Consider the following 22,133-nt stretch of genomic DNA (forward strand, 5'->3'; position numbering starts at 1 on the left):
CCGGGCCGACCGGGCTGGTCGGCCGGTGTGTCGGGTAGCGTCGGGTACATGCATTTCGGAGCTGGTGTGCCCACGGTCGAGGTCACGGACCTCAAGGACGGCGACTTCCTGCTGGACGTCCGCGAGGACGACGAGTGGCAGGCGGGTCACGCCGCGGGGGCGCTGCACATTCCCATCAGCGAGTTCGTGGCCCGGTACGGCGAGCTGACCGAGGAGGCGCCGCAGGACGGGCGGGTCCATGTGATCTGCCGCTCCGGCGGGCGTTCGGCCCAGGTCGCGATGTACCTCGTCCAGCAGGGCGTCGACGCCGTGAACGTCGACGGCGGCATGCAGGTCTGGGCGGCCGCGGGCCGTCCCGTCGTGACCGACGCGGGAGACCCGGGGCACGTCCTCTAGGACCCCAGCCGGGGGAGGTCCTGCAGGATTCGCCGTCCGCCGGGCGGTCAACCGAGTGGATGGGCTGCCAGCAGGTCGCCCAGGGCCTCCTCGTGGGCCGCCGCCGGGCCGAGGGACAGTTCCAGGTGCTTGGCCCAGGCGTGGTAGCGGTGCAGGGGGTACTCGACGTCGGCGCCGAACCCGCCGTGCAGATGCTGCGCGGTCTGCACGACCCGCCGTACGCCTTCCGAGGCCCAGACCTTGGCGACCGCCACATCACCGGAGGCGGGCAGCGCGCCCTGGGCTCCCGAGCCGATCCGCCACGCGGCCTGCCAGAGCGTGGCCTCCATGGCCCGCAGGTCGATGTAGCGGTCGGCGGCCTGGACGGCGACGGCCTGGAAGGTGGCGACCGGGAACCCGAACTGCTCCCGCTTGCTGGCGTAGTCGCTTGTCATCCGCAGGACCCGCTCACCGAGACCGAGCGCCAGCGCACATGTCCCGGTGGTCAGCAGATCACGCAGCCACTCCCACGCGCCGTCGGCGTCGATGACGTCCCGGTCCGCGATCCGTACGCCGTCCAGGCGCAGTTCGCCGAGCCGCTCGCCGGTGGTGGAGATCTGTTCGTCGAGCTCGACGCCCTCGTGGATCCGGGGGACCGGGGCGAGCAGGGTCCGGTCGGCGGCCGTGTGCGCGGGTACGACCACGAAGTCGGCGTTGTGCGCCCAGGGAACGGCCGTCTGCACCCCGTCCAGCACCCATACGTCCCCCTCCTGCCGTGCGGTCACGGCGAGTTCGGCGGGGTCGTGACCGGTGCGGCCGCTCGCGGCGACGGTCAGCACGACCTCCCCACGGCCCGCCCGGGCCAGCAGAGCCGACTTCAACTCCTCGCCACCGAAGGCCTGTACGGCGGCCAGGGCCGCGCTGCTCTCCAGCAGCGGCACCCGCGCCAGCACCGTCGCCGCCTCGCGCAGCACCAGGCACAGCGCGATGGCGTCCAGTCCCGCCCCGCCGTACTCCGGGGCCGACAGCAGGCCCAGCAGGTCCGCGTCGGCGAGCCTGGCCCACAGCGCACGGTCGAAGTCGTCGGCGACGGCGCCCGCGGTGAGGGCCGGACTGGGCACCGCGTCCGGGGCGACCCCGGCGAACACCCCCCGTGCCGCCTCGGCCGCCGCCTGCTGCTCCTCGGTGAAGGTGAAGTCCACGGTCCCTGCCCTCCCGGCGGGTCAGCTGATCTGACGGTCCGTCAAGATAGAACAGGTTCTAGAAGAAGGGAACGGGAACGGGCTGCCGACGTTCACCTGTCGAAGTCCAGCTCCACCTTCTCCGTCACCGGATGCGACTGGCACGCCAGCACATACCCCGCCTCCGTCTCCTCCGGCTCCAGCGCGAAGTTGCGGTCCATCCGCACCTCACCGGAGACCAGGAAGGCACGGCAGGTCCCGCACACCCCGCCCTTGCAGGCGTAGGGCGCGTCGGGCCGGTTGCGCAGCACCGTCTCCAGCAGCGACTCGCCGTCCTGGACCGGCCAGCTGCCGCCGCGGCCGTCCAGCCGCGCGGTCACCGTGCTGTGCGCGGGCGCGGGGGCGCCGGCCGTGGGAGCGACGGTGTCCACGTGGAAGATCTCCTCGTGGATGCGCGTGCGGGCGACCCCGAGCTTCCGCAGTGCCCTCTCCGCTCCCTGCACCAGCCCGAACGGCCCGCACAGGAACCACCCCGCCACCTGCTCCACCGGCAGCAGTGCCGGCAGCAGCCCGGTCAGCCGCTCCTGGTCGAGCCGCCCGGACGGCAGACCCGCCTGCTGTTCCTCGCGGGACAGCACCGTCACCAGCTGCAGCCGCTCCGGGTAGCGGTCCTTCAGGTCGGCGACCTCCTCAAGGAACATCGTCGAGGCGGACGTACGGTCGCTGCGCACCAGACAGAACCGCGCCTGCGGTTCGCGCGCCAGCAGCGTCGCCACGATCGACAGCACCGGGGTGATGCCGCTGCCGCCGACGATCGCGGCGTACAGGCCGGGCGCGGGGTCGAGGGTGAAGCGGCCCGCCGGCGTCATCACCTCCAGCTCGTCGCCGACGTTGATCTCCTTGAGCGCGTACGCCGAGAAGGCCCCGCCCTCGACCAGCCGCACTCCGACACGCAGGGCGCGGGGCCCCTCGGCGTCCGGTGCCGGTGCCGGGGAGCAGATCGAGTACGTGCGCCGTATCTCCACGCCGTCCACCGTGCGCCGCAGGGCGAGGTGCTGGCCCGGGGCGTGCCGGTACTCCTCGCGCAGCTCCGGGGCCACGGTGAGGGTCAGGGCGACGGAGTCGTCGGTGAGCCGGTCCACCGCGGCCACGGGGAGCGTGTGGAAGCGGGCCATCACAACTCCTTGAAGTGGTCGAACGGTTCACGGCACGACAGACACCGCCGCAACGCCTTGCACGCGGTGGAGGAGAAACGGCTGAGCAGCTCGGTGTCGGCGGACCCGCAGTGCGGGCAGCGCACGGGGTCCCGGTCCGGCTCCGCGGCGAGGGTGCGGGTCGGCCCCAGCCGCAGGGCGACCGGTCCGGCCGCCGGCCCCACGCGCGGCGGGGCGATGCCGAACTCCCGTAGCTTGCGCCGCCCTTCGTCCGTGATGTCGTCCGTCGACCAGGCCGGCGCGAGCACCGTGCGCACAGTGACCTGCCGTATGCCGTGGGCGTGCAGCACCCGCTCTATGTCCAGGGACATCGCCTCGATCGCCGGGCAGCCGGTGTACGTCGGGGTCAGCTCGACCTCGACCGAGTCGGCACCGCTGACGTGCACCGCGCGCAGCACGCCCAGCTCTCGCAGGGTGAGCACGGGCAGCTCGGGGTCGGGCACCGAACCGGCGACCTCCAGGAGCTCCGCCTCCAGCGGAGTGGTCGTCACCATGACGCACCCGGGTGGCTGCGGTGGAGATGCTGCATCTCGGCGAGCATCCGCCCGAAGGATTCGGTGTGCAGGCCCTGGCGGCCCGCGCCGGCCGTCCACGCGCCGGACCGCGGGCCCTCGGGGACCGTCAGGGTGGCGCGGCGCAGGATGTCCCCGACCGACTCGAGCCACGCCGATTCCATCCCCGGCAAGTCGGCCTCCAGCCCCCGCACGGGCTGGAACATCTGCGCGGTGAACCGCCACAGCGCCTCGCACGCCCGCTGCATCCGCTCATGGCCGATGTCCGTGCCGTCACCGAGCCGCAGGGTCCACTGCTCGGCGTGGTCGCGGTGGTAGGCGACCTCCTTGACGGCCTTCGCGGCGAGCGGGGCGAAGGGGCCGTGGCCGGCCGCCAGCTCGGCGTACAGCAGGTGCTGGTAGGTGGAGAAGTACAGCTGGCGGGCGATGGTGTGGGCGAAGTCGCCGTTCGGCTGTTCCACCAGCTGGAGGTTGGTGAAGGCGCGTTCCTCGCGCAGGTACGCCAGTTCGTCCTCGTCGCCGACCATCGACAGCAGCACGCGGGCCTGGCCCAGCAGATCCAGCGCGATGTTGGCGAGGGCGACCTCCTCCTCGAGCACGGGGGCGTGGCCCGCCCACTCGCCCAGGCGGTGGGAGAGCACCAGGGCGTCGTCGCCGAGGGCGAGGGCGGCCGCCGTGGGAACGGTCGTGGTCGTCACAGGTGCTTCACCCCCTCCGGGATCTCGTAGAACGTCGGGTGGCGGTAGGGCTTGTCGGCGGCCGGTTCGAAGAACGGGTCCTTCTCGTCGGGCGAGGACGCCGTGATCGCGGACGAGGGCACGACCCAGATCGAGACGCCCTCGCCGCGCCGGGTGTACAGGTCGCGGGCGTTGCGCAGGGCGAACTCCGCGTCCGGCGCGTGCAGGCTGCCGGCGTGGGTGTGGGAGAGGCCTCGGCGGGAGCGCACGAAGACCTCCCACAGAGGCCAGTCGGTGTTCGTCATGCTCGCGGCGCTCCTGTCTCGGTGGTCCCGCTCGTGTGCTTGGCCGCGTAGGCCGCGGCCGACTCCCGCACCCACGCGCCCTCGTCGTGTGCCTGCCTGCGCTGCGTCATCCGCTGTTCGTTGCACGGGCCGTTGCCCTTGAGGACGTTCCAGAACTCCGTCCAGTCGATCGGGCCGAAGTCGTGGTGCCCCCGCTCCTCGTTCCACTTCAGGTCCGGGTCCGGGAGGGTGAGGCCGAGGGACTCGGCCTGGGGGACGCAGATGTCGACGAAGCGCTGGCGCAGCTCGTCGTTGGAATGCCGCTTGATCTTCCACGCCATCGACTGCGCGGAGTGCGCCGACTCGTCGTCGGGCGGGCCGAACATCATCAAGGACGGCCACCACCAGCGGTCCACCGCGTCCTGCGCCATCGCGTGCTGCTCCGGGGTGCCGCGGCTGAGGGCCAGCAGCAGCTCGTACCCCTGGCGCTGGTGGAAGGACTCCTCCTTGCAGATGCGGACCATCGCGCGTGCGTACGGGCCGTACGAACAGCGGCACAGGGGTACCTGGTTGGTGATCGCGGCGCCGTCCACCAGCCAGCCGATCGCGCCGACGTCAGCCCAGGTCAACGTGGGGTAGTTGAAGATCGAGGAATACTTCTGGCGGCCGGTGTGGAGCTTGTCGAGCAGTTCGTCGCGGCTGGTGCCGAGGGTCTCGGCGGCGCTGTAGAGATACAGGCCGTGCCCGGCCTCGTCCTGGACCTTGGCCATCAGGATCGCCTTGCGGCGCAGTGAGGGCGCGCGCGTGATCCAGTTCGCCTCCGGCTGCATGCCGATGATCTCGGAGTGGGCGTGCTGCGCGATCTGCCGGACGAGGGTCGCGCGGTAGGCGTCGGGCATCCAGTCGCGTGGCTCGATGCGCTCGTCGGCGGCCACGGCGGAGTCGAAGGCGCGCTCGTAGGCGGCGGTGTCGCCGACGGTGCTGTCGGCGCCGTCCCGTGCGTCGTCCGTCTGTGTGCGGGCCGTGTCGTGCGCGGCTGCTGTCGCCATGAGGTCCCCTTCGACCTGGGCTCTGCCGGAGCTTGCTCCCGACCGATCGTTCGGTTCGTGCGATTCCATGGTCGGTCGGGCGCCGTAAGGTGTCAACCACTGTGGATAACCTGCGGGCCCGCGGACGTCCCCTGTGGAAAACCGGGGCGGTTCGGCCGGGACGGCCTCGAGGCGGGTCCGATGGGGCTGTGCCGGGCGCGCGGGCCTGAGTACCGTTCCGTGCGAGCGTCGCGGGGGGCGATGGGCACGCGGGGCGGTACGGCGCCCTGCGGCAGGGCGGCCGGGCGGCAGGGCGGCCGAAAGAGGGACCGGCATCGGGATCGGGAACGGGGCGGAATGGACGCGTACGACGGAGGCTCGAACCCCCCACAGGGGCCGGGCGAGCCGGGCGCTGCGCCCGCCGCCCCACAGGGCTCCCCGCCCGACACGGCCCCGACAGCCGACCGGCCTCCCCGCACCGGTGTCGCAGCCCTCTCCCTCCGCTACCAGATCGGCGTCGCCGTGGCCCTGGCGGTCGTCGCGGTCGCCGTCTGTACGCACGTCGGCATGCTGTTCCTGCACGTCGCGCCGTCGAACACGCTGACCAAGCAGCACGGCAGGGTGATCGACGACTGGATCTACCCGGAGTTCGAGCAGAACTGGAAGCTTTTCGCGCCGAACCCGTTGCAGCAGAACATCGCCGTCCAGGTGCGCGCGCAGATCAGCACCGCGGACGGCGCGATACGGACCACCGGCTGGTACGACCTGTCCGCCCAGGACGGCCGGGCCATCGACGGCAATCTGCTGCCGAGCCACACGCAGCAGAACGAGCTGCGCCGGGCCTGGGACTACTACGTCGCCACCCACGACACCGACAACCGCCCCGCGGACCTGCGCGGAGCCCTCTCCGAGACGTATCTGCGCCGCATAGTGGCGCTGCGCCTCGACCGCGAGGACGTGGCCGGCAAGGGCGGCACCGTCGAGCTCGTCCAGGTCCGCTCCCGCACCACCAATGTGCCGCCGCCGGAGTGGAGCGAGGAGCGGGTCTCGGACCAGCCCGTCTACCGGGTGCTGCCCTGGTGGTCGCTCCCGGCGGACGAGACCGACGGGGGCGTGAAGTGAACCGATTCGCCCTGTGTGTCTCCACCGCCATCGCCCGCGTCACCGAAGCGGCCCTCGGCCCCTACCAGACCGCCGTGGTCCGTATCGGCTTCGCCGCCACCTGGCTGCTGTTCCTGCTGCGCGAGTTCCCTCACCGCCAGGAGATGTACGGCCCTGACGGCCCCTGGAGCTGGGACCTCGCCCAGCAGCTGGTCTCGACCAACGGCGCCTTCACGGCCCTGATGTGGTCCGACGGCCGGTTCTGGTTCGAGACCGTGTACGCCCTCTCCGTGCTGACCGGCCTCCTGCTGCTGCTGGGCTGGCGCACCCGCACGATGTCCGTGCTCTTCATGGTCGGCGTGCTCTCCCTGCAGAACCGCAGCATCTTCATGGGGGACGGTGGCGACAACGTCCTGCACCTGATGTGCGTCTACCTGGTCTTCACGCGCTGCGGACAGGTGTGGTCGCTGGACGCGCGGCGTGCCCGGCGTGGACGAGAGGCACGCGCGCGTGGGGAGCACGTCGCGGACCGGGTCGGTCCGGCCCTGTGGGGCGTGCTCGGGCTGGCGCTGGTCGCGGTGACCCTGTCGGGACGGCTGTTCGACGCCGAATGGTTCGTGCCGCTGCTGCTGTGGACCTTCTGGCTAGGGCAGGCCCTGTGGTGGGTGATATGCCGCCGCGCGATGAGTGGCGAGCCCCGGATCCTGCTCGACGTCATCGCCAACATCGTCCACAACGGCGCCCTGCTGGTGATCATGGCCGAGGCCTGTCTGATCTACGCGACGGCCGGCTGGTACAAGATCCAGGGCTCGCGCTGGCAGGACGGCACCGCCGTCTACTACCCCCTGCACCTCGACTACTTCTCCCCCTGGCCCGCCCTCGCCGACCTGCTGTCGGCCAGCGGCACGATGGTGATGCTGATGACGTACGGCACCGTCATCGTGCAGGTCGCCTTCCCCTTCACGCTGTTCAACCGGCGGGTCAAGAACGTCCTGTTGGCGGTCATGATCACCGAGCACGCCGCGATAGCCGTGATCCTCGGGCTGCCCTTCTTCTCCCTGGCGATGATCGCCGCCGACGCGGTCTTCCTGCCGACGTCGTTCCTGCGCCGCCTGGGCGGCTGGGCGGCACGCGCGCGTGGACGGCTGCCGGCCGGCAGGGACCGTACGGCGCTGCCGAAGCCGCGCGCCCCGGAGAACCCCGAGCACACGCACGTAGGCTTCACCGCATGACCGTCCCCGATCCCGTCGGTGCCTGGCACCGGCTCGCCGACTCCTCGGTGCTGCTCGACGGCTTCCACGCCCTCAAGCACGCCGTGCGCTTCGGGGCCGAGATCCCGGCGGCGGTCACGGTCGACCGGCGAGCCACGCTCGCCCTCGCCGACGAACTGGCGCCGGACGTACGGGACACGCTGGACGCCCTCCTGGCGGAGGTGCCGGAGCCGACGTACCGGAGTCTGGTCCCGCGCCCGCATCCCACCGCGGTGGCGGCCCTGGCCGTACGGCCCTCCCGCGAGGCCAACCTGGAGAAGCTGGCGCACACCCCCCGCACCGCGCCCGTCGTGGTCCTCGACAACCCGCGCAACCTGGGCAACGCGGGGGCGGTCATCCGGCTGGCCGCCGGCTTCGGGGCGACCGGCGTGGTCACCACGGGCACGCTCGACCCCTGGCACCCCACAGTCGTACGCGGGGGAGCCGGCCTGCACTTCGCGACCGCGGTGGAACGGCTCACCGTCGACGAGCTGCCGTCCGGGCCGGTGTTCGCGCTCGACCCGGAGGGCGACGACATCCGAGGCACCAAGGTCCCGGACGACGCCGTCCTCGCCTTCGGCTCCGAGCGCAGCGGGCTGTCCGCCGAACTACGCGCGCGTGCCGACCACTGGGTGGCGCTGCCGATGCGCCCCCAGGTCTCCAGCTACAACCTCGCGACCAGCGTGGCCATGACGCTGTACCACTGGAGCGCCACCGGGGGCGCGATCAGCTAGGCCCTAGGCCTCGCGACGGACCTCGACCACCCGGAAGCGGTTCGCCACGAACGCTCCGTCGGTGAGCGCAGCGTTGGCCGCCGGGTTGCCGCCCGAGCCGTGCAGGTCTGAGAAGGCGGCCGTCTGGTTGACGTACACCCCGCCCGTGAGGTTCAGCGAGAGCTGGGCGGGCTCCTCCAGGCAGACCTCCCGCACGGCCTGCTCGACCTTCTCGTCGGTGGTGTACGCGCCGACCGTCATCGCGCCCTTCTCGCGGATCGTGCGCCGCAGCAGCTCCATCGCGTGCGCCGCCGAGTCGACCGCCACGGCGAAGGAGACCGGCCCGAAGCACTCGCTCATGTAGGCGGCCTCGTCGTCCGGCTTGGCGCCGTCCAGCTTCACGATCACGGGCGTCCGGACGACCGCGCCCGGGAACTCCGGGTTGGCGACCTCCCGCGAGGCGAGGGCGACCTCGCCGAGGCCCGCCGCGGCCTCCAGCCGGGCCTTGACGTCCGGGTTGACGATGGCGCCCAGCAGGGCGTTCGCGCGCGCGTCGTCGCCGAGGAGGCCGTCGACCGAGCGGGCGAGGTCGGCGACGACCTCGTCGAAGGACTTCGGGCCCTGGTCGGTGCGGATGCCGTCGCGGGGGACGAGCAGGTTCTGCGGGGTCGTGCACATCTGGCCGCTGTACAGCGACAGCGAGAAGGCCAGGTTGGCGAGCATCCCCTTGTAGTCGCCGGTCGACTCCACGATCACCGTGTTGACGCCGGCCTTCTCCGTGTAGACCTGGGCCTGGCGGGCGTTGGCCTCCAGCCAGTCGCCGAACGCCGTCGAGCCGGTGTAGTCGATGATCCGGATCTCCGGGCGCGTGGCCAGTGTCTTCGCGATGCCCTCGCCGGGACGCTCCGCGGCCAGCGCCACCAGGTTCGGGTCGAAGCCGGCCTCGGCGAGCACCTCGCGCGCGACCAGCACGGTGAGTGCCAGCGGCAGCACCGCGCGCGGGTGGGGCTTCACCAGGACCGCGTTGCCGGTGGCGAGGGAGGCGAACAGGCCCGGATAGCCGTTCCACGTCGGGAAGGTGTTGCAGCCGATGACCAGTGCGATCCCGCGCGGGACCGGCGTGAACTGCTTGTTCAGCGCCAGCGGGTCGCGCTTGCCCTGGGGCTTGGTCCACTCCGCCGTCTCGGGGGTGCGGATCTGCTCCACGTACGCGTACGCCACCGCTTCCAGGCCGCGGTCCTGCGCGTGCGGGCCGCCCGCCTGGAAGGCCATCATGAAGGCCTGGCCGGAGGTGTGCATGACCGCGTGCGCGAACTGGTGCGTGCGGTCGCTGATCCGCTTGAGGATCTCCAGACAGACCACCGCGCGCATTTCCGCGCCCGCGTCCCGCCACTGCCGCTGGCCGGCCTTCATGGCGGGCAGCAGCACGTCGATGTCCGCGTGCGGGTACTCGACGCCCAGCTCGATGCCGTACGGGGAGACCTCGCCGCCCACCCAGTCGTCCGTGCCGGGCTGGGCGAGGGCGAGGCGGTTGCCCAGGAGGGCGTCGAAGGCGGCCTTGCCCGCCGCCGCGTCCAGGCTGCCGTTCTCGCCGTAGGCCTTGGGGTGCTCGGGGTGCGGGGACCAGTACGCGCGCGTGCGGATCGCTTCCAGCGCCTGGTCGAGGGTGGGCCGGTGCCGGGCGATCAGCTCGTGCGCCGTGAGTGCGGCGGTCATGGTGGACCAACTCCTCGTCTCAAGAACTCTTCGTCGAGCTCATGACCTGGGCAGAAACCTGGGCAGGGACAGTCCGACAGAGTTAGAGTAACCGAACGATCGGTCGGGACAAGGGGGCCTGCCGCATCTGTGGAAAACCCCGTGCGGGAGGATCGCGCACATGACAGCACTCGACCTCAGCAGCCCCGTGGCCGTCGTCGGCACCGGCACCATGGGCCAGGGCATCGCCCAGGTCGCGCTGGTCGCCGGCCATTCCGTACGGCTGTACGACGCCGTCCCCGGCCGCGCTCGGGAGGCCGCCGCGGCGATCGGCGCCCGGCTCGACCGGCTCGTCGAGAAGGACCGGCTCGGCGCCGCCGCCCGGGACGCCGCCCGCGCCCGTCTGCTGCCCGCCGAGCGCCTCGCCGACCTCGCGGACTGCGCCCTGGTCGTCGAAGCCGTCCTGGAGCGGCTGGACGTCAAACAGGAGCTGTTGCGGGAGCTGGAGGACGTTGTGGGCGAGGACTGTCTGCTCGCCACCAACACCTCCTCCCTGTCGGTCACCGCGATCGGCGGCGCGTTGCGCAACCCCGGCCGCTTCGTGGGCCTGCGCTTCTTCAACCCCGCGCCGCTGCTGCCGCTGGTCGAGGTCGTCTCCGGGTTCGCCAGCGACGTCACGTCGGCCACGCGCGCGTACGAGACGGCGCGTGCATGGGGCAAGACGCCGGTCGCCTGCGCCGACACCCCCGGCTTCATCGTCAACCGCATCGCGCGGCCCTTCTACGCCGAGGCCTTCGCGGTCTACGAGGCCCAGGGCGCCGACCCCGCCACGATCGACGCCGTGCTGCGCGAGTGCGGCGGCTTCAAGATGGGCGCCTTCGAACTCACCGACCTCATCGGCCAGGACGTCAACGAGTCCGTCACCCACTCCGTGTGGCAGTCCTTCTTCCAGGACGCGCGGTTCACACCCTCGCTCGCCCAGCGGCGCCTCGTGGAGTCGGGCCGCCTCGGCCGCAAGACCGGACACGGCTGGTACGACTACGCCGAGGGCTCCGAGCGGGCCGAGCCGCACACCGCGGAGCGGGCTCAGCCGCCCGCGTACGTCGTCACCGAGGGCGACCTGGGCCCCGCGTCCGAACTGCTCGCCCTGATGCGCGAGGCGGGCATCCAGGTCCGCGAGGAGGACGAGGACCACGGCACCCGACTGGTGCTCCCCAGCGGCGGCCAGCTCGCGCTCGCCGACGGCCAGACCTCGGTCGAGTTCCGGGACGTCGTCTACTTCGACCTCGCGCTCGACTACCGCCGGGCCACCCGCGTGGCCCTGTCCGCCTCCCAGGACACCTCCCCGCAGACCCTCGCCGAGGCCACCGGTCTCTTCCAGGCGCTCGGCAAGCAGGTCAGCGTCATCGGCGACGTCCCCGGCATGATCGTCGCCCGCACGGTCGCGCGGATCGTCGACCTCGCGCACGACGCCGTCGCCAAGGGCGTGGCCACCGAGGAGGACGTCGACACCGCGATGCGCCTGGGTGTCAACTACCCGCTCGGGCCCTTCGAATGGAGCCGCAGACTCGGCCGCAACTGGGCCTACGCCCTCCTCGACGACCTGCACCTGCGCGACCCCTCGGGGCGCTACGCGCCGTCCCTCGCGCTGTACCGCCACGCGTACGCCACCGACAAGCGGGAGGGCAGCACCTCATGACGACCGCCAAGCGCGACACGTACACCCCTCAGACGCTGCTGTCCGTCGCCGTCCGGGTCTTCAACGAGCGCGGCTACGACGGCACCTCCATGGAGCACCTCTCCAAGGCGGCCGGCATCTCCAAGTCCTCGATCTACCACCATGTGTCCGGCAAGGAGGAGTTGCTGCGCCGGGCGGTGAGCCGGGCCATCGACGGGCTCTTCGGGATCCTCGACGAGGAGCACGCGCGCGTGGGGCCTGCCGCCGAGCGCCTGGAGTACGTCGTACGGCGCATGGTCGAGGTGCTCATAGCCGAACTGCCGTACGTGACGCTGCTGCTGCGCGTGCGCGGCAACACGGGCACCGAGAGATGGGCGCTGGAGCGGCGCCGCGACTTCGACCACCGGGTCGCCGAGCTGCTGAAGGCGGCGGCGGCCGAGGGGGACGTGCGTGGCGACGTGGAGGTGCGGCTCGCGACACGGCTGGTCTTCGGGATGATCAACTCCATCGTGGAGTGGTACCGGCCGGACGGGCGGGGCATGAGCGAGCGGGAAGTCGCCGATGCCGTCGTGCAGCTGGTGTTCTCCGGACTGCGCAAGGAGGACTGACGGGCCCGCAAGGAGCGCCGAGGGGCCGGAAACTCAGCCCTGCGGCTCCAGGTCCTCCTCCTCGAACACCAGCAGCGTGCGGGTGCTGAGCACTTCGGGAATCGCCTGGAGCCGGGTCAGCACCAGCTCGCGCAGCGCCCTGTTGTCGGGCGTGTGCACCAGGAGCAGGACGTCGAAGTCGCCGCCCACCAGGGCGATGTGCGAGGCGCCGGGCAGCTGCCTGAGCTGCTCGCGCACCGTGCGCCAGGAGTTCTGGACGATCTTCAGGGTGATGTACGCCGAAGTGCCGTGGCCGGCGCGTTCGTGGTTCACGCGGGCGCCGAAGCCGCGGATGACGCCGTCCTCGATGAGGCGGTTGATCCGCGCGTAGGCGTTGGCGCGGGAGACGTGGACCCGTTCGGCGACCGACCGTATCGAGGCGCGGCCGTCCGCCTGGAGCATCTGGAGGATGTCCTGATCAATGGCGTCGAGGGGACGCGGGGGCGACAGGGGGCCGGGGCCGCTGCCGTCCGGGCTCTCGGCCATTTGTTCAGGTGCCATGTCCCCCCGCCTCTCTGCCGTGGACGTAATGCGTCCATCTCAGGCTGTGGAGAACCGTTTGTCCACAGCCTGAGGGTGCCTGTAGCCAAAATGTGCCGGCGACCGAACAATCGGTAGGTGAGGCGCATCACACCCGTGGTGCGCCGGAAGCCGCTCCCACGAGGAGGTGCCGTCATGACGGTCATGGAGCAGCGGGGCGCGTATCGGCCGTCGCCGCCGCCCGCCTGGCAGCCCCGTACCGACCCCGCGCCGCTGCTGCCCGACGCGGAGCCGTACCGCGTCTGCGGCACGGAGGCGGCCGCCGAGGCCGACCCCGGCCTGCTGCGCCGCCTGTATGCCGAGCTGGTGCGCGGCCGTCGGTACAACACGCAGGCCACCGCGCTTACCAAACAGGGCCGACTGGCCGTCTACCCCTCCAGCACCGGCCAGGAGGCCTGCGAGGTCGCCGCCGCGCTCGCTCTGGAGGAGCGCGACTGGCTCTTCCCCAGCTACCGCGACACCCTCGCCGCCGTGGCCCGCGGCGTGGACCCCGTGCAGGCCCTCACCCTCCTGCGCGGCGACTGGCACACCGGCTACGACCCGCGCGAGCACCGCGTGGCCCCCCTGTGCACCCCGCTCGCCACCCAGCTCCCGCACGCCGTCGGTCTCGCGCACGCCGCCCGCCTCAAGGGCGACGACGTGGTCGCGCTGGCGATGGTCGGTGACGGCGGCTCCAGTGAGGGCGACTTCCACGAGGCGCTGAACTTCGCCGCCGTCTGGCAGGCCCCGGTCGTCTTCCTGGTCCAGAACAACGGCTTCGCGATCTCCGTCCCGCTCGCCAAGCAGACCGCGGCCCCGTCGCTGGCCCACAAGGCCGTCGGCTACGGCATGCCCGGCCGCCTGGTCGACGGCAACGACGCCGCCGCCGTCCACGAGGTCCTCACCGACGCCGTACGCCACGCGCGCGCGGGCGGCGGCCCCACCCTGATCGAGGCGATCACGTACCGCGTCGACGCCCACACCAACGCCGACGACGCGACCCGCTACCGCCAGGACGCCGAAGTCGAGACCTGGCGGGAACACGACCCGATCGCGCTCCTGGAGCACGAGCTGACCGAGCGCGGCCTGCTCGACGAGGACGCACAACAAGCTGCTCGGGACGCCGCCGAGGCCATGGCCGCCGACCTGCGCGAGCGCATGAACCAGGACCCGGTGCTCGACCCCATGGACCTGTTCGCGCACGTGTACGACGAGCCCACTCCGCAACTGCGCGAGCAGCAGGACCGGTTGCGGGCCGAGATCGAGGCCGAGCGGGAGGGGCACCGATGACCACCGTCGCCCTCAAGCCGGCCACCATGGCGCAGGCGCTCACGCGCGCGTTGCGGGACGCCATGGCCGCCGACCCGACCGTGCACGTCATGGGCGAGGACGTCGGCACCCTCGGCGGGGTCTTCCGGGTCACCGACGGCCTCGCCAAGGAGTTCGGCGAGGACCGCTGCACGGACACGCCGCTGGCCGAGGCGGGCATCCTCGGCACGGCCGTCGGCATGGCGATGTACGGCCTCAGGCCGGTCGTGGAGATGCAGTTCGACGCCTTCGCGTACCCCGCGTTCGAACAGCTGATCAGCCACGTCTCGCGGATGCGGAACCGCACGCGCGGCGCGATGCCGCTCCCGATCACCATCCGCGTGCCCTACGGCGGCGGCATCGGCGGCGTCGAGCACCACAGCGACTCGTCCGAGGCGTACTACATGGCGACTCCGGGGCTCCATGTCGTCACGCCCGCGACCGTCGCCGACGCCTACGGCCTGCTGCGCGCCGCCATCGCCTCCGACGACCCGGTCGTCTTCCTGGAGCCCAAGCGGCTGTACTGGTCGAAGGACTCCTGGAACCCGGACGAGCCGACGGCCGTTGAACCGATTGGCCGCGCGGTGGTGCGGCGCTCGGGCCGGAGCGCCACGCTCATCACGTACGGACCGTCCGTGCCCGTCTGCCTCGAAGCCGCCGAGGCGGCACGGGACGAGGGCTGGGACCTCGAAGTCGTCGACCTGCGCTCCCTGGTGCCGTTCGACGACGAGACGGTCTGCGCCTCGGTACGGCGGACCGGGCGAGCGGTCGTCGTACAGGAGTCGGGCGGGTTCGGCGGCCCGGGCGGGGAGATCGCGGCCCGTGTCACGGAGCGCTGCTTCCACTACCTGGAGGCGCCGGTGCTGCGCGTGGCCGGGTTCGACATCCCCTACCCGCCGCCGATGCTGGAGCGTCACCACCTGCCCGGCGTGGACCGGATCCTGGACGCCGTGGGGCGTCTGCAGTGGGAGGCCGAGAGCTGATGGCACAGGTGTTGGAGTTCAAGCTCCCGGACCTCGGGGAGGGGCTCACCGAGGCGGAGATCGTGCGCTGGCTGGTCCAGGTCGGCGACGTCGTCGCCGTCGACCAGCCCGTCGTGGAGGTCGAGACGGCCAAGGCGATGGTCGAGGTGCCCTGTCCGTACGGCGGCGTGGTCACCGCCCGTTTCGGCGAGGAGGGCACGGAGCTTCCCGTCGGGGCGCCGCTGATCACGGTGGCCGTCGGCGCGCCGGCCTCCGGCGGTGACACCGAGGGCTCGGGCAACGTGCTGGTCGGGTACGGCACCTCGGAGGCACCCGCACGCAGGCGCAGGGTACGGCCGGGACAGTCGGCGCCCGTCGGCGCCGAGTCGAACGGGCAGCCCGCGGCTCCGGAGGTGGTGGACGGTCCCGTTCCCGTGATCTCGCCGCTGGTTCGCCGGCTCGCCCGCGAGAACGGTCTCGACCTGCGGGAGCTGACCGGTTCCGGGCCCGACGGACTGATTCTGCGGGCGGACGTGGAGTACGCGCTGCGGGCGGCCGCAGCGCGGGGACGCGGGACGACCCCTGCCGAGCCGCACGCGCGCGTGACGCCGACCACGACGGCACCCGCCCCGGCCCCGGCGACCACCCCCACCGGCACCCGCATCCCTCTCAAGGGCATCCGCGGCGCCGTGGCCGACAAGCTCTCCCGCAGCCGCCGCGAGATACCGGACGCCACTTGCTGGGTGGACGCGGACGCGACGGAGCTCATGCGGGCGCGGACGGCGATGAACGCCGCCGGTGGACCGAAGATCTCTCTCCTCGCCCTGCTGGCCCGCGTCTGCACGGCTGCCCTCGCCCGCTTCCCCGAGCTCAACTCCACGGTCGATATGGAGGCCAGGGAGGTCGTCCGGCTCGACGCCGTGCACCTGGGGTTCGCCGCGCAGACCGAGCGGGGGCTCGTCGTGCCTGTCGTACGGGACGCGCACGCGCGTGACGCCGAGTCGCTGACCGCGGAGTTCGCCCGGCTGACCGAGGCGGCCCGCGCGGGCACCCTGACGCCCGCGGAACTCACCGGCGGCACCTTCACGCTGAACAACTACGGCGTGTTCGGCGTCGACGGCTCCACGCCGATCATCAATCAGCCCGAGGCGGCCATGCTCGGCGTCGGCCGTATCGTCCCCAAGCCCTGGGTGCACGAGGGCGAACTGGCGGTGCGGCAGGTCGTCCAGCTCTCGCTCACCTTCGACCACCGGGTGTGCGACGGCGGCACGGCGGGCGGCTTCCTGCGGTACGTGGCGGACTGTGTGGAACAGCCGGCGGTCCTGCTCCGCACCCTCTGATCGCGCCGGGATTGCGCCGCATCCCTGCGTTCCCTGTGATCGCGGCGGCACGCATACTCGGAGGGTGACCGCGTACGAGGCTCCCGACGACCCCGGACCCGAGGTCCACGACGCCGTCGTACTCGCAGGAGGTGCCGCCCGGCGGCTCGGCGGCGCGGACAAGCCCGGGGTGCGCGTGGGCGGACGCGCACTGCTCGACCGGGTGCTCGCCGCCTGCGCCGACGCACGCACCACCGTGGTCGTCGCCGATCCCCGGCCCACCACGCGGCCCGTGACCTGGGCGCGCGAGGACCCGCCCGGCGGCGGACCGCTCGCCGCCCTCGACGCCGGGCTGCGGCACACCACGGCCGAGGAGGTCGTCGCACTCTCCGCCGACCTGCCGTTCCTCGGCGGCGCGACGGTACGGCGGCTGCTGACCGCCCTGCGGGCGAGCGGCGCCGACGGCGTGCTGCTCACCGACGCCGACGGCCGCGACCAGCCGCTCGTGGCCGCGTACCGTGCACCCGCACTGCGCCGCGAGCTGGCCGCACTCAGCGAAGAGCACAGCGGTCTCACGGGACTGCCCCTGCGCCGGCTGACCGCCGCGCTCGACCTCACCCGCGTCCTGGACCCCGTCGCCTCCTTCGACTGCGACACCTGGGACGACATCGCCACAGCCAGGGCACGTATCAGGGAGCATGAGCACGTGTTGGATGAATGGATTTCCGCAGTCAAGGACGAGCTGGGCATCGACCTCGACGTCGACACCGGCGCCCTGCTGGACCTCGCCCGCGACGCCGCCCACGGCGTGGCGCGGCCCGCGGCCCCGCTGACCACCTTCCTCGTCGGCTACGCGGCCGCGCAGGCCGGAGGCGGCCCCGAGGCCGTGGCCGAGGCCTCCCGCAAGGCCGCGGCGCTGGCCCTGAGCTGGGCCGACGAGGACACGGCCGACGGCAAGCCCGATGTGGCCCCCGACGCCACCCCCGACACCCGGCCGGACGCCGGATGACCGCCCCCGGCATCCGCACCGGCCAGGATGCCGAGGACGCCGAGGACCTCGACGTCGAGGAAGTGCTCGCTCTCGTGAAGGAAGACAACGGCCACGCGGTCGCTGATCACATGCCCGCACACGCGGCGCAAGGCGGCCATCACGACACCCCGCACAAGCCGGAACACAAGCAGGACGCCCGCCACCAGGCCACCCCCTGGCTCCAGGCCCGGGAGATCGCCGCCCGAGCCCCCCGCTCCGCCTCCCCCGGCGCCCGCCGCGCCCCCGTCTCCGTGCCGCTCGACGCCGCACTCGGCCTCACCCTGGCGGCCCCCCTCACCGCCCTCACCGACCTGCCCTCCTTCGACACCTCCGCGATGGACGGCTGGGCGGTCGCCGGACCCGGCCCCTGGGACGTACGGGAGGAGGGCGTCCTGGCGGGCCAGGCCGAGCCCGAGCCCCTGACCGACGGCGAGGCCGTCCGGATCGCGACCGGCGCCCGTATCCCCCCGGACACCACCGCCGTCCTCCGCAGCGAGCACGGCCGCACCGATGACAAGGGCCATCTGCACGCGACCCGCGAGATCGTGCACGGTCAGGACATCCGCCCGCGCGGCCAGGAGTGCCGCAGCGGCGACCAGCTCCTGCCGGTCGGCACCGTCGTGACCCCGGCCGTGCTCGGCCTCGCAGCGGCCGCCGGATACGACACCCTGACCGCCGTACCCCGCCCCCGCGTCGAAGTCCTGGTCCTGGGCGACGAGCTGCTGACCGAGGGCACACCCCACGACGGCCTGATCCGCGACGCGCTCGGCCCGATGCTGCCGCCGTGGCTGCGCGCGCTCGGCGCCGAGGTCACCGCCGTGCGCAGGCTCGGCGACGACGCCAAGGCCCTGCGCAAGGCGATCACCACCTCCGACGCCGACCTGATCGTCACCACCGGCGGCACCGCCGCGGGCCCGGTCGACCACGTCCACCCCACCCTCCAGCGCCTCGGCGCCGAACTCCTGGTGAACGGTGTCAAGGTGCGCCCCGGCCACCCCATGCTGCTGGCCCGCACCAAGGAGAACCAGCACCTCGTCGGCCTGCCCGGCAACCCCCTCGCGGCCGTCTCCGGCCTGCTCACGCTCGCCGAGCCCCTGCTGCGCACGCTCGCGGCACGCCCCGCCCCCGAGCCGTACACGCTGCCCCTGACGGACGAGACGCACGGGCATCCGTACGACACCCGGCTCGTCCCCGTCGTCCTGCGCGGTGACCGTGCCGTGCCGCTGCACTACAACGGCCCGGCGATGCTGCGGGGCATCGCGGCGGCCGACGCACTGGCCGTCGTACCGCCGGGCGGGGCGCGGCCGGGTCAGGAGACGGAACTTCTCGACCTGCCCTGGGCGGCAGGCGGAATCGGGGTGTGTTTCACGTGAAACTTCCGGGCCGTGACGTGATCGCCCGCGAGGCGGACGAACACCTCGTGATGCAGCGGGTGAAACTCCCGCGGAAAGTGGTGGAGCACCCGTTCCGGCAGGTGGCCAAACGGTTGTCCGTGGCCCTGCTGGTCCTGGCGGCGACCGCCATGATCGTCTACGCCGATCGCGACGGCTACAACGACAGCTCCGACGACTCCGTCGACTTCCTGGACACGTGGTACTACGCGACCGTCACCCTCTCCACCACCGGCTACGGCGACATCACCCCGGTCACTGACGTCGCCCGGCTCACCAACATCTTCGTCATCACGCCCCTGCGTGTGCTGTTCCTGATCATCCTGGTCGGCACCACGCTGGAGGTCCTCACCGAACGCACCCGTGAGGAATGGCGACTCAACCGCTGGAGGTCCACCTTGCGTGATCACGTCGTCGTCGTCGGCTTCGGTACCAAGGGGCGCTCGGCGATCCAGACAGTCTGTGCGACGGGCTTGAAGAAGGAGCAGGTCGTCGTGGTCGACCCGAGTTCCAAGGTGATCGACGCGGCGACCGCGGAAGGATACGCCGGAGTCATGGGGGACGCGACGCGCAGCGATGTCCTGAAGCGGGCCGAGGTGCACAAGGCTCGCAAGATCATCATCGCGACGCAGCGCGACGACACGGCGGTACTGGTGACGCTGACGGCCCGGCAGCTCAACAAGGGCGCCAAGATCGTGGCCGCGGTGCGCGAGGAGGAGAACGCGCCGCTGCTGAAACAGTCCGGCGCCGACGCGGTGATCACCAGCGCCAGCGCGGCCGGCCGGCTGCTCGGCCTCTCGGTGCTCAGCCCCGCGGCCGGCATGGTGATGGAGGACCTGATCCAGCAGGGCAGCGGGCTGGACATAGTCGAACGGCCCGTCATAAAGGCCGAGGTGGGCAAGAGCCCGCGGGAGACGGAGGACCTGGTGGTGAGCGTCGTACGCGGGCACCGGGTGCTGGGATACGACGATCCGGCCGTCGGGAAGCTGGAGTTGACGGACCGGCTGATCACCATCGTGCGGGTGACGCCGGGTACGCAGGTCGCACCCGACATCCGCCCGCTCCCTCACACTTGATCACTGCGGTGGTACAGCTGATCACTTGCGGCGGCACTCGCTGATCACTTGCGGTTGTACAGCCGCATCGTGACCGGACCGAAGATCAGCACGAAAAGGCCCGCCCAGCCCAGCGACCAGGCGATGTCGTCGGCCGGCCAGTCGCCCGCCATCAGCTCGCGCACGGCCGACGCCAGGTGGGTGATCGGGCTGTTGTTCACGAACGCCTGCAGCCAGCCCGGCATGGTCTTCGGGTCGACGAAGATGTTCGACAGGAAGGTCAGCGGGAACAGCACCATCATGCTGACGCCCATGACCGACTTCTCGGTGCGCAGCAGCAGCCCGAACATCGTCCAGATCCACGAGAACGCGAACGAGAAGACGACCAGCAGCACGATCCCGGCGAGCACGCCGCCGATCCCGCCGTCCGGGCGGTAGCCCAGGATCAGGCCGACCGTGAGCATCACGACCGACGCGATCGAGTAGCGCAGGGCGTCGCCGAGCAGATAGCCGACCATCGTCGAGGGCCGCCAGATGGGCAGCGTCCGGAACCGGTCGAAGACGCCCTTCTCGATGTCGATGTTCACCGAGACGCCGGTGTACATCGTGATCATCACGACCGACATCACCATGATGCCCGGCAGCAGGAACTGGATGTACTCCTTCGGGGAGCCGGCCAGGGCGCCCCCGAACAGGTACGTGTACATCAGCACCATCATGATCGGGAACGCCGTGACGTCGAAGAGCTGCTCCGGCACGTGTTTGATCTTGAGTATGGCCCGCCAGCCGAAGGTCAGTGACGCCGACCACGCGCTGGGGCGCGGCGGCCGCTCTCCGGAGACGAGCAGCGCCGCGAGTGACTCGGCGCTGACGGGGGCGAGGTCCTTGGTGTCCGTGGTCGTCGCGGTGCTCATGCTGCTGCCTCGCTCGTCGTGTCGTCGGCCTTCGTCTCGGAGGCCTTGGTGTCGTGTCCGGTGAGGGCGAGGAAGACCTCGTCCAGGCTGGGCTGACCCAGGGAGAAGTTGTCGACGACGACGCCGGAGCGGGCCAGCTCGGCGAGCGCGCGGGCGGCTTGCTCGGCCGCGCCCTGCCCGTTCGCCGCCCCCGCCCCGACGCGGGCCGTCAGCGCCACCGGGTCCGGCTCCCGCTGCACGTCCGCGTCCAGGGCCAGCCGCAGTACCTCCTCGGCCTCCGGTCGCTGCGCCGGATCGCGCAGGCGCAGGTGTACGGATCCGGCGCCGACGGACGCCTTGAGCTCGCCCTTCGTCCCTTCGGCGATCACCTTGCCCTGGTCGATGACGGCGATCCGGGACGCCAGCTGGTCGGCCTCGTCCAGGTACTGCGTGGTCAGCAGCACGGTGGTGCCCTGGGCGACCACCGCGCGCACGATGTCCCACACCTGGTTGCGGCTGCGCGGATCGAGCCCGGTCGTCGGCTCGTCCAGGAAGAGCAGATCGGGGGTGTTGAGGATGGAGGCGGCGATGTCGATGCGGCGCCGCATGCCGCCGGAGTAGTTCTTGACCTGCTTCCCGGCGGCATCGGTCAGCCCGAAGGCCTCCAGGAGCTGCGCGGCACGCTCGCGCGCGGCGTGCTTCCCGTGACCGAGGAGGCGGCCCAGCAGCACGAGGTTCTCGGTGCCGGTGAGGTCCTCGTCCACGGACGCGTACTGGCCGGTGAGGCTGACCCGGCTGCGGACCTCGTCGGCCTGGCGCACGACGTCGTGGCCGAAGACGTGGGCTTCACCGCCGTCGGGACGCAGCAGGGTGGCGAGCATCTTGACGGTGGTCGTCTTGCCGGCGCCGTTCGGGCCGAGGACGCCGTAGACCGTGCCGGCCGGCACCGCGAGGTCGACTCCGTCGACGGCCCGTGTCTCGCCGAACGTCTTCACCAGCCCCGCGGTCTCGATGGCCAGGCCGGACGTGTGCTGGCTCATGGTGGGTTGTCCTTCCGCGTACTTGGGTTACGCATGGGGAGACCTTTACCGTCGCGCAAACTCATCGGTCGCGCACAGGAATTTCTTGGCGAATCGGTCGAAGGGCGGAGGGGGAGGGGGGACCGGAGGCGGAGGGAAGCCGGTCCGGGGACCGAGGGAGGACCCGACCGGAGCCCGAGAAGGTCCCACCACCCTCTTGCGGTCTTGGCGGGGGCCGCCCGGCGCGAGCGGGGAGTTGTCTGGTGGCCGGGAGCCGAACGC

Annotated in this window: 22 protein-coding genes; 12 read left to right on the forward strand and 10 right to left on the reverse strand. The window is 71.9% G+C overall.

Going from position 1 to position 22,133, the window contains the following annotated elements:
- Positions 1-66 precede the first annotated feature (66 nt).
- On the forward strand, positions 67-396 hold the full coding sequence (locus ABT063_RS26160; protein WP_351061302.1) for a rhodanese-like domain-containing protein: 330 nt from the start codon (positions 67-69) through the stop codon (positions 394-396).
- Positions 397-443: 47 nt separating this feature from the next.
- Here ABT063_RS26160 and ABT063_RS26165 read toward each other — a convergent pair whose 3' ends face one another.
- From ABT063_RS26165 to paaA, 6 genes are all read right to left on the reverse strand, one after another.
- Positions 444-1,577: an acyl-CoA dehydrogenase family protein gene (locus ABT063_RS26165; protein WP_351060948.1), complete on the reverse strand. Its 1,134-nt coding sequence runs from the start codon at positions 1,575-1,577 to the stop codon at positions 444-446.
- Positions 1,578-1,669: 92 nt separating this feature from the next.
- Positions 1,670-2,731: a 2Fe-2S iron-sulfur cluster-binding protein gene (locus ABT063_RS26170; RefSeq protein WP_351060951.1), complete on the reverse strand. Its 1,062-nt coding sequence runs from the start codon at positions 2,729-2,731 to the stop codon at positions 1,670-1,672.
- The gene (paaD, locus tag ABT063_RS26175) at positions 2,731-3,264 is read right to left on the reverse strand and encodes a 1,2-phenylacetyl-CoA epoxidase subunit PaaD (RefSeq protein ID WP_351060954.1); all 534 of its coding nucleotides are present in this window, start codon (positions 3,262-3,264) and stop codon (positions 2,731-2,733) included. Before paaD ends, ABT063_RS26170 begins: the two co-directional genes overlap by 1 nt.
- A complete protein-coding gene (gene paaC, locus ABT063_RS26180) occupies positions 3,258-3,980 on the reverse strand; it encodes a 1,2-phenylacetyl-CoA epoxidase subunit PaaC (RefSeq protein WP_351060957.1) in 723 nt (240 codons plus the stop codon). The genes paaD and paaC overlap by 7 nt, the downstream gene beginning before the upstream one ends.
- Positions 3,977-4,264, reverse strand: coding sequence for a 1,2-phenylacetyl-CoA epoxidase subunit PaaB (gene paaB, locus ABT063_RS26185; protein ID WP_057606276.1), 288 nt, complete (start codon positions 4,262-4,264; stop codon positions 3,977-3,979). The genes paaC and paaB overlap by 4 nt, the downstream gene beginning before the upstream one ends.
- Positions 4,261-5,292: a 1,2-phenylacetyl-CoA epoxidase subunit PaaA gene (paaA, locus tag ABT063_RS26190; protein ID WP_351060961.1), complete on the reverse strand. Its 1,032-nt coding sequence runs from the start codon at positions 5,290-5,292 to the stop codon at positions 4,261-4,263. The genes paaB and paaA overlap by 4 nt, the downstream gene beginning before the upstream one ends.
- Positions 5,293-5,628: 336 nt before the next feature.
- On the opposite strand from paaA, the gene ABT063_RS26195 reads away from it, so the two are divergent.
- The 3 genes from ABT063_RS26195 to ABT063_RS26205 are packed head-to-tail and all read left to right on the forward strand — an operon-like array spanning position 5,629 to position 8,356.
- A complete protein-coding gene (locus ABT063_RS26195) occupies positions 5,629-6,393 on the forward strand; it encodes a DUF5819 family protein (protein ID WP_351060964.1) in 765 nt (254 codons plus the stop codon).
- Positions 6,390-7,604, forward strand: coding sequence for an HTTM domain-containing protein (locus ABT063_RS26200; protein WP_351060967.1), 1,215 nt, complete (start codon positions 6,390-6,392; stop codon positions 7,602-7,604). The genes ABT063_RS26195 and ABT063_RS26200 overlap by 4 nt, the downstream gene beginning before the upstream one ends.
- Positions 7,601-8,356 carry a TrmH family RNA methyltransferase gene (locus ABT063_RS26205; RefSeq protein WP_351060970.1) on the forward strand — a complete coding sequence of 252 codons (756 nt, stop codon included), beginning with the start codon at positions 7,601-7,603 and terminating at the stop codon, positions 8,354-8,356. Before ABT063_RS26200 ends, ABT063_RS26205 begins: the two co-directional genes overlap by 4 nt.
- Positions 8,357-8,359: 3 nt before the next feature.
- On the opposite strand, the gene paaN is transcribed toward ABT063_RS26205, so the two are convergent.
- Positions 8,360-10,051 carry a phenylacetic acid degradation protein PaaN gene (gene paaN, locus ABT063_RS26210; protein WP_351060973.1) on the reverse strand — a complete coding sequence of 564 codons (1,692 nt, stop codon included), beginning with the start codon at positions 10,049-10,051 and terminating at the stop codon, positions 8,360-8,362.
- A 160-nt stretch (positions 10,052-10,211) separates the two neighbouring features.
- Between paaN and ABT063_RS26215 the strand changes: the two genes are divergently transcribed.
- Together ABT063_RS26215 and ABT063_RS26220 are read left to right on the forward strand one after the other, a co-directional pair.
- On the forward strand, positions 10,212-11,729 hold the full coding sequence (locus ABT063_RS26215) for a 3-hydroxyacyl-CoA dehydrogenase (protein WP_351060976.1): 1,518 nt from the start codon (positions 10,212-10,214) through the stop codon (positions 11,727-11,729).
- Positions 11,726-12,316 carry a TetR/AcrR family transcriptional regulator gene (locus tag ABT063_RS26220; RefSeq protein WP_351060979.1) on the forward strand — a complete coding sequence of 197 codons (591 nt, stop codon included), beginning with the start codon at positions 11,726-11,728 and terminating at the stop codon, positions 12,314-12,316. Before ABT063_RS26215 ends, ABT063_RS26220 begins: the two co-directional genes overlap by 4 nt.
- Positions 12,317-12,349: 33 nt before the next feature.
- Here the strand turns inward: ABT063_RS26220 and ABT063_RS26225 are convergent, their stop codons facing one another.
- Positions 12,350-12,841, reverse strand: a complete 492-nt coding sequence (locus tag ABT063_RS26225) for an Lrp/AsnC family transcriptional regulator (RefSeq protein ID WP_351061304.1) — start codon at positions 12,839-12,841, stop codon at positions 12,350-12,352.
- A gap of 189 nt (positions 12,842-13,030) precedes the next feature.
- On the opposite strand from ABT063_RS26225, the gene pdhA reads away from it, so the two are divergent.
- The 6 genes from pdhA (at position 13,031) to ABT063_RS26255 (ending at position 19,960) form a co-directional block, all read left to right on the forward strand.
- Positions 13,031-14,164 (forward strand): pyruvate dehydrogenase (acetyl-transferring) E1 component subunit alpha, encoded by a 1,134-nt coding sequence (gene pdhA / locus ABT063_RS26230; protein WP_351060982.1) that lies wholly within the window; start codon positions 13,031-13,033, stop codon positions 14,162-14,164.
- A complete protein-coding gene (locus ABT063_RS26235; protein WP_351060985.1) occupies positions 14,161-15,165 on the forward strand; it encodes an alpha-ketoacid dehydrogenase subunit beta in 1,005 nt (334 codons plus the stop codon). Before pdhA ends, ABT063_RS26235 begins: the two co-directional genes overlap by 4 nt.
- On the forward strand, positions 15,165-16,484 hold the full coding sequence (locus tag ABT063_RS26240) for a dihydrolipoamide acetyltransferase family protein (protein ID WP_351060988.1): 1,320 nt from the start codon (positions 15,165-15,167) through the stop codon (positions 16,482-16,484). The genes ABT063_RS26235 and ABT063_RS26240 overlap by 1 nt, the downstream gene beginning before the upstream one ends.
- Before the next feature lie 64 nt (positions 16,485-16,548).
- The gene (locus ABT063_RS26245) at positions 16,549-17,472 is read left to right on the forward strand and encodes an NTP transferase domain-containing protein (RefSeq protein ID WP_351060991.1); all 924 of its coding nucleotides are present in this window, start codon (positions 16,549-16,551) and stop codon (positions 17,470-17,472) included.
- On the forward strand, positions 17,469-18,866 hold the full coding sequence (locus ABT063_RS26250) for a molybdopterin molybdotransferase MoeA (RefSeq protein WP_351060994.1): 1,398 nt from the start codon (positions 17,469-17,471) through the stop codon (positions 18,864-18,866). Before ABT063_RS26245 ends, ABT063_RS26250 begins: the two co-directional genes overlap by 4 nt.
- Entirely contained in the window at positions 18,863-19,960 is a 1,098-nt protein-coding gene (locus ABT063_RS26255) for a potassium channel family protein (protein ID WP_351060997.1), read from the forward strand. The genes ABT063_RS26250 and ABT063_RS26255 overlap by 4 nt, the downstream gene beginning before the upstream one ends.
- Positions 19,961-20,004: 44 nt before the next feature.
- Here the strand turns inward: ABT063_RS26255 and ABT063_RS26260 are convergent, their stop codons facing one another.
- Positions 20,005-20,853 carry an ABC transporter permease gene (locus ABT063_RS26260; RefSeq protein WP_351061000.1) on the reverse strand — a complete coding sequence of 283 codons (849 nt, stop codon included), beginning with the start codon at positions 20,851-20,853 and terminating at the stop codon, positions 20,005-20,007.
- Complete coding sequence (locus ABT063_RS26265; RefSeq protein WP_351061003.1) at positions 20,850-21,872, reverse strand: ATP-binding cassette domain-containing protein; 1,023 nt, start codon at positions 21,870-21,872, stop codon at positions 20,850-20,852. Before ABT063_RS26265 ends, ABT063_RS26260 begins: the two co-directional genes overlap by 4 nt.
- Positions 21,873-22,133: the final 261 nt, after the last annotated feature.

This window comes from Streptomyces sp. NPDC002838, assembly GCF_040295365.1.
Lineage (GTDB): Bacteria > Actinomycetota > Actinomycetes > Streptomycetales > Streptomycetaceae > Streptomyces.